Below are 12,567 nucleotides of genomic sequence, written 5' to 3'. Positions count from 1 at the left end.
TCCTCCGGATGGGTTGAATGGGCTGTCGCACAGCCGATGTTTCTATAACCTGTCTGACAGAAGCGGTTAAGGCCCGGCTTGCGCGAAAAATGTCATCAGACTGCCTATTTTTTAAGCAATCCGGCGGCGGGCAAAAGCGTGCCAAACTGACGCAAGGGCGCTTAAACGCAATTAAAAGCCAGCAAACAGAAGGGTTTCGACATTTTATTACCGAAGTTGCCGAGAAAAATTGCGTTTCCATCTTGTGAGGCAATTTGAATTCTGTCATACGTAATTAGGACAGCAATACTGTCCAATTAGACGCTGATGCGATCGGAAAGCGATCAACGCTCTTCGTAAAGTTTCAGAAACAGGCGCCGGACTGGCAGGCACATGGCCTGACGGTAACGGCGCTCCGACTGCGACAGGGAGAATTCTGGAGCGCCGGTTCCGGCGGACGGAAACTGTCTGTCAGAAGCCTGATGAGAATAGGCGCCAAACATCGTTCCCCGGCGGCTTCCCGCCCCTGCGGAACCTCGTCCAACGCCTTGTCGATAAGGCTTTTCATAGAATGAACACACCTGCGGGATGGTTGTCACGTCATCCCGGTATATACTGATCGCGCACCTCATGATGAGGGCCAAACGGAGGGAATGACGATGACGCATTTGACGCCATCTGTATCGAATGTGGTTTCTCACAACGGTCAGAACGAAGCGATCAAAGCTGCGACGACGACTTCCACCCGAACGACGCGAAAAACGACGGCGGCGGGTTTGCCCGCAGCGCAAGGTCTTTACGATCCGCGCAACGAGCATGATGCATGCGGCGTCGGCTTCATTGCCCATATGAAGGGCAAGAAGTCGCATGAAGTCGTGGAGAACGGCCTCAGGATGCTGGAAAACCTCACCCATCGCGGCGCTGTCGGCGCCGATCCGCTGATGGGCGACGGCGCGGGCATTCTGGTGCAGATCCCGGATCGGTTCTTTCGCGAGGAAATGGCGCGTCAGGGCATCGACCTGCCGCAGCCGGGGTCTTATGGCGTCGGCTATATCTTCATGCCGCGCGACCCGGACCTGCGCGCCCATGCGGAAGAGATCGTCAAGGAAGTGATCGCCGCCGAAGGCCAGACCTTCATCGGCTTCCGTGAAGTGCCGGTCGACAATTCCTCGCTTTCCAAGGCTCCGCATATCGCGGCCACCGAGCCGTTTCACATGCAGGTCTTCATCGGGCGCAGCCCGATGCTGGAAACCGATGATGATTTCGAGCGCCGCCTGTTCGTGCTGCGCAAGGTCATCTCCAACCGCATCTATCAGGAGAATGACGGCGACGATAAGGGGTTCTATGTCGTGTCCATGTCGGCCCGCACCGTGGTCTACAAGGGCATGTTCCTGGCCTATCAGGTCGGCGCCTATTACCAGGATCTGAAGGACCCCCGCTTTGAAAGCGCGGTGGCGCTGGTGCACCAGCGTTTTTCCACCAACACCTTCCCGTCCTGGCGTCTGGCGCATCCATACCGCATGGTCGCGCATAATGGCGAGATCAACACGCTGCGCGGCAATGTCAACTGGATGGCGGCGCGTCAGGCTTCGGTCGATAGCGAACTGTTTGGCAACGATATTTCCAAGCTCTGGCCGATTTCCTATGAGGGCCAGTCGGATACGGCCTGTTTCGACAATGCGCTCGAATTCCTGCATCAGGGCGGCTACAGCCTTGCGCATGCCATGATGATGCTGATCCCGGAAGCATGGTCGGGCAACAAGCTGATGTCGGACGAACGCCGCGCGTTCTACGAATATCATGCAGCGCTCATGGAGCCGTGGGACGGCCCCGCCGCTGTCGCCTTCACCGATGGCCGCCAGATCGGCGCGACGCTGGACCGCAACGGCCTGCGCCCAGCCCGTTACATCGTGACCGATGACGACTTCGTCATTCTGGCGTCCGAAGCGGGCGTCCTGCCGGTCGATGAAAAGAAGGTCGTCAAGAAGTGGCGTCTTCAGCCGGGCCGCATGCTGCTGATCGACATGGAGGAAGGCCGCATCGTCTCCGATGAGGAAATCAAGTCGCAGATCGCCCAGAAGCACCCCTACAAGCAGTGGCTCGCCAACACGCAGCTCATTCTGGAAGACCTCAACCCGGTCGAGCCGCGCGCGCTGCGCAAGGATGTGAGCCTGCTCGACCGCCAGCAGGCTTTCGGCTACACGCAGGAAGACACCAAGTTCCTGATGGCGCCGATGGCGACCACGGGTCAGGAAGCCATCGGCTCCATGGGCACCGATACACCGATTTCGGCCATGTCGGACAAGTCGAAGCTGCTTTACACCTATTTCAAGCAGAATTTCGCGCAGGTGACCAACCCGCCGATCGATCCGATCCGCGAGGAACTGGTGATGAGCCTTGTCTCCTTCATCGGCCCGCGCCCGAACATTTTCGATCTCGTCGGCACCTCGCGCCGCAAGCGTCTGGAAGTGCGCCAGCCGATCCTCACCAATGGCGATCTGGAAAAGATCCGCTCCATCGGCCACACGGAAGACCGCTTCGACACCAAGACGCTCGACATCACCTATAATACGGGCGAGGGTGCTGCGGGCATGCATGGCGCCATCGAGCGTCTTTGCGACCGCGCGGAAGCGGCCGTCCATGGCGGCTACAACATCGTCATCCTGTCCGACCGCCAGGTTGGGCCGGATCGCATTCCGATCCCGGCTCTGCTGGCAACGGCCGCCGTGCATCATCACCTGATCCGCAAGGGGCTTCGCACCTCGGTCGGCCTCGTGGTGGAATCGGGCGAGCCGCGCGAAGTGCATCATTTCGCCTGCCTTGCGGGCTATGGCGCCGAAGCCATCAACCCCTATCTCGCCTTCGACACGCTGCTCGACATGCATCGCCGCCGCGAATTTCCGCCGGAAGTGGACGAGAACGAAGTGGTCAAGCGCTACATCAAGTCCATCGGCAAGGGCATTCTCAAGGTCATGTCCAAAATGGGCATCTCGACCTACCAGTCCTATTGCGGCGCGCAGATTTTCGATGCGGTCGGCGTCAGGACGGATTTCGTGGACAAGTTTTTCTTCGGCACGGCCACGACCATCGAAGGCGTTGGGCTGGAAGAGATCGCGGAAGAGACCGTGCGCCGTCACACCGATGCGTTCGGCAACGATCCCGTTCTTCTGACCTCGCTCGAAGTCGGCGGCGAATATGCCTATCGCATGCGCGGCGAAGCGCATATGTGGTCGCCGGATGCGGTGGCCAAGCTGCAACATGCGGTGCGCACGTCGAACCCGGAAACCTTCACCGAATATACGAGGATGCTCGACGCCAAGTCGTCGCAGGCCAAGACCATTCGTGGCCTGTTCAATATCCGCTTTGCTGAGGAGCGCGGCCTGAAGCCCGTTTCCATCGACGAGGTGGAGCCGGCCACGGAAATCGTCAAGCGCTTCTCGACCGGGGCCATGTCCTTCGGCTCGATCAGCCGCGAGGCGCATACCACGCTGGCGCGGGCGATGAACACCATTGGCGGCAAGTCGAACACCGGCGAAGGCGGCGAGGAGCCGGATCGCTTCTATCCGCTGCCGGACGGAACGGCGAACCCGGAACGCTCCGCCATCAAGCAGGTGGCATCGGGCCGTTTCGGCGTGACGACGGAATATCTGGTCAATTCCGATGTGATCCAGATCAAGGTCGCGCAGGGCGCAAAGCCCGGCGAGGGCGGCCAGCTTCCGGGCCACAAGGTCGATGCGACCATCGCCAAGACCCGCCACTCGACGCCGGGCGTCGGCCTCATTTCGCCGCCGCCGCACCACGATATCTACTCCATCGAAGATCTGGCGCAGCTCATCTACGACCTGAAGAACGTCAATCCGGTGGCCGATATTTCGGTCAAGCTGGTGTCGGAAGTGGGCGTGGGCACGGTTGCGGCGGGTGTCGCCAAGGCGCGCGCCGACCATATCACCGTGTCGGGCTATGACGGCGGCACGGGTGCCTCGCCGCTCACCTCGCTGAAGCACGCCGGTTCCCCATGGGAAATCGGCCTTGCTGAAACCCATCAGACGCTGGTCCTGAACGGGCTTCGCTCGCGCGTGGCGCTTCAGGTCGATGGCGGCTTGCGCACCGGGCGCGATGTGGTCATCGGCGCGCTGCTGGGGGCCGACGAGTTCGGTTTTTCCACCGCTCCGCTGATCGCGGCCGGCTGCATCATGATGCGCAAGTGCCACCTGAACACCTGTCCGGTGGGCGTGGCGACGCAGGACCCGGTTCTGCGCAAGCGCTTCAAGGGCACGCCGGAGCACGTCATCAACTTCTTCTTCTATCTGGCCGAAGAAGTGCGCGCGCTTTTGGCTTCCATGGGCTTCACCAGGCTGGAACAGATCATCGGCGAGACCGAGCTTCTGGAAAAGCAGGCGATGATCGACCACTGGAAGGCGAAGGGGCTGGATTTCAGCCGCATCTTCTACAAGCCGGAAGCCGAGAAGCATGAAATCTACTGGACCGAGCGCCAGCATCATCCGATCGACGATATTCTGGATCGCAGGCTGATCGAATTGGCCGCGCCAGCGCTTGAGGAGCGTCAGCCGGTCAGGATCGACATCGATATCAAGAATGTGGATCGTTCCGCCGGTGCCATGCTCTCGGGCGAAGTGGCCAAGCGTTTCCGTCACAAGGGCCTGCCGGAAGACACCATCGCCGTTACGCTTCGCGGCACGGCTGGCCAGTCCTTCGGTGCGTTCCTCGCTCGCGGCATCTCGTTCGAACTCATCGGCGACGGCAATGACTATGTCGGCAAGGGCCTTTCGGGCGGCCGCATCGTGGTGCGCCCGCCGGAAGACACGCGCATTGTCGCCGAGGATTCGATCGTCGTCGGCAACACGGTTCTCTACGGCGCGCTTGAAGGCGAGTGCTATTTCCGTGGTGTCGCGGGCGAGCGTTTCGCCGTGCGCAACTCCGGTGCGGTCACGGTTGTCGAGGGCGTGGGCGACCACGGCTGCGAATACATGACCGGCGGCGTGGTTGTCGTCATCGGGCAGACGGGTCGCAATTTCGCGGCGGGCATGTCGGGCGGCGTCGCCTATGTGCTCGACGAGGAAGGCGATTTCGCCCAGCGCTGCAACATGGCGATGGTCGAACTGGAGCCGGTGCCGGAAGAAGACGACATTCTGGAAAAGCTGCATCACCATGGTGGCGATCTCATGCACAAGGGCCGTGTGGACGTTTCCGCCAACATGACCCATCATGATGAGGAACGCTTGGTGCAGCTGATCGCCAACCATCTGCACTACACAGGCTCGACACGGGCGAAAGACATTCTCGACAATTGGGAAAGCTATCGCCCGAAATTCGTGAAGGTCATGCCGGTGGAATATCGCCGCGCTCTGGAAGAGATGGAGCGCATGCAGATCGGTGTCGCGGCTGAGTAAGAGCCATCGTTAAAACGCGGTGCTTGTGCGCCTGGGATGGCGCACGGCACCGCGAGCCTCGCACAGCGAGAGGAGAATAATATGGGTAAGGTAACTGGTTTTCTTGAAATCGACCGGCAGGTGGCGAAGTACCAGCCGGCGTCGGATCGTATCCGCCACTTCCGCGAATTCACCATTCCGATGACGGATGGCGAGGTGCAGAAGCAGGCCGCGCGCTGCATGGATTGCGGCATTCCGTTCTGCCATGGGCCGACGGGCTGCCCGGTACACAACCAGATCCCGGACTGGAATGATCTCGTCTATAACAACAATTGGGATCAGGCGATCCGCAACCTGCATCTGACCAACAATTTCCCGGAATTCACCGGCCGCATCTGCCCCGCACCATGCGAGGAAGCCTGCACGCTGAACCTTGAGGACACGCCGGTTGCGATCAAGACCGTGGAACAGGCGCTGGGCGATAAGGCTTATGAACTCGGCCATATCGTGCCGCAGCCTGCCGCCAACAAGACCGGCAAGTCTGTTGCCATCATCGGTTCCGGTCCGGCTGGCCTTGCGAGCGCGCAACAGCTTGCGCGTGCGGGCCACATGGTCGATGTCTATGAGCGCGAAAGCCGCCCCGGCGGGTTGCTGCGCTATGGCATTCCCGATTTCAAGATGGAAAAGCACCTGATCGACCGCCGCATCGCGCAGATGGAAGGCGAGGGCGTGCGTTTCCATTGCGGTGTCAATATCGGCATCGACAAACCTTTGCGGGGCTTGCTCGATACTTATGACGCGGTGCTTTATTGCGGCGGGTCGGAAACCCCGCGCCCGGCGGGCATTCCCGGCGCCGATCTCGATGGTGTCCATGATGCCATGCCCTATCTCGTGCAGCAGAACCGCCGCGTCGGCCGTGAAAACATAGAATCCGTCGCTTGGGCTTCGGCTCCGATCCTGGCGGGCGGCAAGCATGTCGTGGTTGTCGGCGGCGGCGATACGGCATCGGACTGCGTGGGCACGGCTTTCCGTCAGGGCGCGGTCAATGTGACCCAGCTCGACATCCGCCCGCAGCCGCCCGAAAAGGAAGACAAGCTCAGCGTCTGGCCCTATTGGGCGACCAAGATGCGCACCTCTTCCAGCCAGGCGGAAGGCGCATCGCGTGAGTTTCAGGTGGCGACGCTGGAATTTATCGGCGAGGATGGACGCCTGACCCATGTGAAGTGCTGTCAGGTGGATGAAAAGCGCAAGCCGATCGCCGGAACGGAATTCTTCATCAAGGCCGATCTCGCCTTCATCGCCATCGGCTTTGCCGGCCCTGCGGAAGACAGCGTGGTGAAGGAACTGGGTGAGAAGCTTGAAATCGCCACCGACCGCCGCGGCTCCCGGTCCGTCAAGGCGAATGACCGCGATTATCGCACCAATGTCGACAAGCTCTATGCGGCAGGCGATATCCGTCGTGGCCAGTCGCTGGTCGTCTGGGCGATCCGTGAAGGCCGTCAGGCGGCCCACGCCATCGATGCCGACCTGATGGGCAGTTCGGTTTTGCCCCGCTAAAGCGGTTCCGGTTAGAGCGGAATCGCTCGGACCGCTCTAACTATTTGTTTTGTCGCATTTGCCTCATTCCGGTGCGCCAGCGTCGTAATCCCAGGCGCAAACTGGACGTAAAAGCCCGGCACGAAGCCGGGCTTTTACGTTTGATGTCGATCTCAACCCCGGCTGCGTCGCACCTTCATCACCAGATAGGCGATGGCGAGAAGCACGAACCACAATGGCGTTACTTTCAGCGCCATCGCTGTATCCTGTTCCTGCGCCAGCGCCCAGAGAATGAAGGCGAAAAAGGCGAAGACCATCACAGCGGCCGCCCGTCCGCCGGGCATCTTGAAGGTGGACTTTTCATGCAGGTCGGGGCGTTTGCGGCGATATTGCAGGTAAGACGCCAGAATGATCGACCAGATGAAAATGAACAGAAGTGCGGAAATCGTCGTGACGATGGTGAAGGCTTCCATGATGCTCTGTCCGGCATAAAGCAGGGCCACGCCCGACAGCAGGAAGATGCAGGAGAAAAACAGCGCGTTGACCGGCACGTGGCGCTTGTTCAGCCTGCCGAGGGCCTCGGGCGCCAGCCCCGACGTGGCAAGGCCATAGACCATGCGCGAGGTCGAGTAAATGCCGGAATTGGCGCTCGACGTGGCCGAGGTCAGCACAACGAAATTCACCACCTGCGCCGCGATGCCGAGGCCGGCAAGCGAGAACATGGCGACAAACGGGCTCGAATTCGGGTCGACTTCGTTCCACGGGATCACGGTGATGATGACGAAGAGCGCACCCAGATAAAAAAGGACAACGCGGATCGGGATCGAATTGATCGCCCTTGGCAGATGCCGTTCAGGGTCCCTGGTTTCGGCTGCGGCCGTACCCACCAGCTCGATGCCGACAAAGGCGAAGACCGCGATCTGGAAACCCGCAACGAAACCGAGGAAGCCGTTCGGGAAAAAGCCGCCATGGTTCCACAGATGCGCGACCGAAGCCCGCGTGCCGTTGGGAAGCGTGAAGCCGGTGGAAAGCATGTAGACGCCGGTGGCGATGAGCGCCACGATGGCGACGATCTTGATGAGCGCGAACCAGAATTCGATTTCACCGAAATTGCGCACGGTCGGCAGGTTGAGCGCCAGCAGCGTTGCGATGAGGCCGAGGGCCGGAATCCACAATGCCAGATGAGGGAACCAGAAGGAAACATAGCCGGAAACAGCCACCACATCGGCCACGCCTGTCACGATCCAGCACAGCCAATAGGTCCAGCCGGTGAAGAAATGCGCCCAGGGGCCGAGATAGTCGCCCGCGAAATCCGCAAAGGAGCGGTATTCCAGATTGGACAGCAGGAGTTCCCCGAGCGCGCGCATGACGAAGAACAGCATGAAGCCGATGATCGCATAGACGAGCAGGATCGACGGTCCGGCCAGTGAAATGGTCTTGCCCGACCCCATGAAAAGGCCGGTGCCGATGGCCCCGCCGATGGCGATCAGTTGCAGATGCCGGTTGGACAGGTTGCGTGCAAGATGGGGTTCCTCCTCCCGATGTGGATCGACAGAAGGCTTTGATGCAATATTCATTCAAACGCCTCTTGTGTTTGGCAGACGGTGCCTTCTGATAGACGATGCGAACGCTTCTGTGAACAGTGCTGAATGTAGCAATTGGAATCATATCCAGTAGTGAAGTTCACTATGCTGCTGCGCTACTGATAATTGAACAAACTATTGTATTACTATTTATCGGGTGTTTGCACACTGCGCGGCCAGGTAAAATCGTCGGCCCGACCAGGCGATGGTTTGCTCTCGGGCCGATCGGCGCGCGGCGTATGCGGACGGGCTGAAAGGCTGCCGCCCAGCAGGACGCCGCTCTCATCCCTGTCGATGTCGCGAATGCTGACCGGAGCCACGCGATCGACCGGCTTTGACGGATCATGCGCGCCTGCCGCCGGCAATGGCTGGCCTTCTTCCTTCGCGCCGCCTAGATAGGCGCGGAGCGGCTTTTCCGCATAAAAGGCAAGCTTGCGCTTGCCTGCCGAGGTTATGTTGATGCCGTCATTGCCGCGAAGACGCGCCGTCTGGCCGTTGATATCGAAGCCGGTCTGGGTGAAATTTCCGTCCTCATCGACAAAACCGTCCCAGACATCGGCAAATTTGCCGCCTGCTTTTTCGGTGGCCGTGCGGTAGATTTCATTGAGCGCCAACATATCCTGCGACATGCCCTTGGGGCGGAAAGGCGGCTGGCCGATCCACACCAGCGGAAAATGCCGGTCGTTGACGGCCTTGATGAAGGCGGCGACGCGCTTTTGATATTCCGCGTTCCACTCCGGCGACCGGGGCGGCAGGCTTGTGTCCTTTTCGGTGATCGCCTGCCGGTCGTTGGCACCGATCATCACCACGACGGCAGCCGGTTTTTCCTCGTCCAGTATGTTGCCGATATTGGCCGGCCAGTCGAAATGGTCGTTGCGCACAAAGCCGGAAGAACCGTTTATCCGGGAAATGACCTTGAGGTCGGGGTCCGCCGCAAAGGCGACATCGAGACCTTCGGCCAGTCCGTTGCCGATGAAGTCCCCGACGACAAGTATCTTTTTGGCATCCGGCTTTTTCTCGACGAATTCCACCGCAGGGCTTGCCGCGGGCGGTGGCGTCGGGCGTGAAGCGGGAGAGGCAGGCTTGGAGCGCTTTGCCTTTGGCCGGGCACGTTGCGGGGTGGCTTGCTCATTCTGGCGCTGGGGCTGCGCCTGCCGCGAACCGAACAGGAGATCGAAAAGCGTGCGCGGACGTTCCTGTGCGAAGGCCGTGGCGACGCCTGAAAACAGCAACGCTGCCACCGCCAGCATGACGCCAGCAGCTTTCGCCAGCCGACTACCCATAATTCGATTTTCACGCATCCGTCCTGCCTTCATGGCCGGTATATTAGCTTGGCAATCCGCAAAAACAAAATGGGGCGCACTTGATCAGAAGCGCGCCCCATTTGATCTGCTCGATGATTTAGCGTCGACGCAGAACCGAGAGAACTTCCTTGCTCGGATGGCCGTCCGGCTGGAGGCCGTTGCGCTGCTGGAAGGCTTCGATGGCCGCACGCGAGGTCGCGCCGATCTTGCCGTCAATATTGCCGTCATAATAGCCGAGCGCTTTCAGATGCGTCTGCAATTCCAGCCGCTCGTTCATGGAGATCGGCGTGAACGGACGGTTCCAGTCCTGCCGCAGACCCTGATAGCCGCCGATGCGATCCGCCAGCAGGCCGACGGCCAGGGCATATTTGTCGGCATTGTTATAGCGCTTGAGCACGAAGAAGTTCTTCGTCATCAGGAAGGCCGGTCCCTGACGGCCATCCGGCACTTTCAGCGTTGCCTTCTCGTTGGGATCGGGGAAGGCGCGGCCATTGGCGCGCACGAGGCCGATCTGCTGCCATTCGGCAATCGAGAGTGAGCCGGACGGAAATTTGCGCCCCGCCGGAAGCGCCACTTCATAGCCCCATGTGCGGCCCGGCTGCCAGCCGTTGCGGTGCAGGAGATTGGCCGCCGTGCCAAGCGCATCGGGAACCGAGTTCCAGATATCGCGCTTGCCGTTGCCGTCCACGTCGACGGCATAGGCCTGGTAGCTGGTCGGGATGAATTGCGTGTGGCCGAGCGCGCCGGCCCAGGAGCCGGAAAGATGGCCGCGATCGATATCGCCGGTCTGGAGAATCTTCATGGCGGCAATCAGCTGCGTGCGGCCATATTTGGCGCGGCGCTGATCGGCATAGGCAAGGGTGGCCAGCGAGCGCACGGCATCGCGCATCACGTCGTCGCGCTTGAGGATCTCGCCGTAATTGCTTTCCATCGACCAGATGGCGAGCAGAATATTGCGATCGACCGAGAAACGCTGCTCGATGCGCTGGAGCCACGGACCCCATTTGCGCGCCATGCCCTGTCCGACCGAGACGGAATTCTCGTTCACACGGTTATCGATATAGTTCCAGACAGGCTCGGTGAATTCGGGCTGGTAGCGGGCCTTTTGCAGCACGACCGGGTCCGGCGCATCGACGCCGCGAAAGGCGCGGTCGAAGGTCGACGGCGCAACGCCGGCCTTTATGGCGACCGGACGGAAGCTTGCGACCCACTGGCGGAATTGCGCGTCGGCCAGCGCCGCCCCAGTCGTCAGCGTTGAGGCGAGCACGGCAATCGCAACCGTTGCAGCCGCTTTCAGCTTCAGCGTCTGGCTCACCGTGAATGGAAATCGCAGCATTCTGTGTTTCCCTTCTGCAATCAAATTCAGCCGATACCGGCGCGTTTCCCTTCGATCTGGATTCTGCCTGCCCTGGATTGCATTCATCAATTGATACCATCCTGTGTTGAATAAGGGCCAGCGGAAATTTCCGGATCGAACTGTTGAACGTTCAAATTAGAACCTGTCGGTTAGCAATTGGTTTACCATCGCGGTCCTGTCTCGAAATTTGCCGGAAGTTTCGAAAAATTTTTGAATCAAGCAACATTAAGGCCGGGTCATCGAATGTGATGGGATGGAGCCCGCAATTTCGTCGTTCCTTAATGAAAAGGCCTTATTTGAAATTCAGTCGTTTCAATGCTTTGATAGAAAATCTGAAATAGTGAAATCGAGGAGAGGAATGAGTTCGATTCGAAAAATTCGCAAGGCCGTCTTTCCTGTCGCAGGTCTTGGCACCCGCTTCCTGCCCGCTACCAAATCCATCCCCAAGGAAATGCTGACCGTGGTGGACAAGCCCGTCATTCAGTATGTGGTCGATGAAGCGCGTGAAGCCGGTATCGAACATCTGATTTTCGTCACTGGGCGCAACAAGGCGGTCATTGAAGACTATTTCGATGCGCAGGTTGAGCTTTATTCCACGCTTGCCGAGCGCGGCAAGACGGCGGAACTGGAGCATCTTCAGGATATCCAGCCGCAACCGGGCACGACCAGCTTCACCCGCCAGCAGGTGCCACTGGGCCTTGGCCATGCCGTCTGGTGCGCGCGTGAACTCGTCGGCGACGAGCCTTTCGCTCTCCTTTTGCCGGACATGGTCATGCAGTCGAAGAAGGGCTGCCTGAAGGAAATGGTCGAGCTCTATGAAAAGACCGGCGGCAACGTGGTCGCCGTGCAGGAATGCGACCCGGAAGAAGCGCATAAATACGGCATCGTCGGCAAGGGCGAAGCCATCGGCAGCGGTTTCGAGATCACGCAGATGGTCGAAAAGCCCGCCAAGGGCACGGCGCCGTCCAATCTCTACATCAATGGCCGCTATATCCTGCAGCCGGAAATCTTCGAGCTTTTGAGCAAGCAGGAAAAGGGTGCCGGCAACGAAATCCAGCTGACCGATGCCATGCTTAAACTCGCCGATGCGCAGAAATTCTTCGGCTTCAACTATCAGGGGCTGACCTTTGACTGCGGTTCAAAGGCTGGCTTCATCGAGGCCAATGTTGCCTTCGCGCTGTGGCGCAACGATATCCGTCCTTCGGTCGAAGGCTCGATCGGTCATCTTCTGAACACCATCAAGCCTGCCTGATAAAATTGATCCGCATTTCCGTCGCGCCCCCTGCAAAGGGGGCGTTTTTTTACGCCTGTAGCATTTTTTCCGTGAAAATTGCTTTTTTAGTCGATGACAATAGGCATTTGGCCTAGCATATACCCCAAAAAGTGTGAAACAGCTTTCATGCGTAATTACTAAAATA

At 59.5% G+C, this 12,567-nt stretch carries 7 protein-coding genes; 4 read left to right on the top strand and 3 right to left on the bottom strand.

Annotated elements, in window-relative coordinates; translation table 11 throughout:
• Positions 1-17 precede the first annotated feature (17 nt).
• From AVM02_RS17300 to AVM02_RS17290, 3 genes are all read left to right on the top strand, one after another.
• Positions 18-248, top strand: coding sequence for a hypothetical protein (locus tag AVM02_RS17300; RefSeq protein ID WP_411508151.1), 231 nt, complete (start codon positions 18-20; stop codon positions 246-248).
• A gap of 390 nt (positions 249-638) precedes the next feature.
• The gene (gene gltB / locus AVM02_RS17295) at positions 639-5,390 is read left to right on the top strand and encodes a glutamate synthase large subunit (protein WP_411508150.1); all 4,752 of its coding nucleotides are present in this window, start codon (positions 639-641) and stop codon (positions 5,388-5,390) included.
• A gap of 81 nt (positions 5,391-5,471) precedes the next feature.
• Positions 5,472-6,926 carry a glutamate synthase subunit beta gene (locus AVM02_RS17290; protein ID WP_411508149.1) on the top strand — a complete coding sequence of 485 codons (1,455 nt, stop codon included), beginning with the start codon at positions 5,472-5,474 and terminating at the stop codon, positions 6,924-6,926.
• Between the two features lie 152 nt (positions 6,927-7,078).
• Here AVM02_RS17290 and cycA read toward each other — a convergent pair whose 3' ends face one another.
• From cycA to AVM02_RS17275, 3 genes are all read right to left on the bottom strand, one after another.
• Positions 7,079-8,482, bottom strand: coding sequence for a D-serine/D-alanine/glycine transporter (cycA, locus tag AVM02_RS17285; protein ID WP_411508148.1), 1,404 nt, complete (start codon positions 8,480-8,482; stop codon positions 7,079-7,081).
• 152 nt (positions 8,483-8,634) lie between these two features.
• Positions 8,635-9,789 (bottom strand): DUF459 domain-containing protein, encoded by a 1,155-nt coding sequence (locus AVM02_RS17280; RefSeq protein WP_411508147.1) that lies wholly within the window; start codon positions 9,787-9,789, stop codon positions 8,635-8,637.
• Between the two features lie 100 nt (positions 9,790-9,889).
• Entirely contained in the window at positions 9,890-11,128 is a 1,239-nt protein-coding gene (locus tag AVM02_RS17275) for a lytic murein transglycosylase (RefSeq protein ID WP_411508146.1), read from the bottom strand.
• Between the two features lie 379 nt (positions 11,129-11,507).
• Between AVM02_RS17275 and galU the strand changes: the two genes are divergently transcribed.
• Complete coding sequence (gene galU / locus AVM02_RS17270; protein ID WP_411508145.1) at positions 11,508-12,401, top strand: UTP--glucose-1-phosphate uridylyltransferase GalU; 894 nt, start codon at positions 11,508-11,510, stop codon at positions 12,399-12,401.
• Positions 12,402-12,567 lie beyond the last annotated feature (166 nt).

The organism is Brucella anthropi, assembly GCF_046630315.1.
GTDB lineage: Bacteria > Pseudomonadota > Alphaproteobacteria > Rhizobiales > Rhizobiaceae > Brucella > Brucella anthropi_A.
Note: the sequence above shows the minus strand (reverse complement) of the source record. Positions and strands in the feature narration are given on the sequence as shown.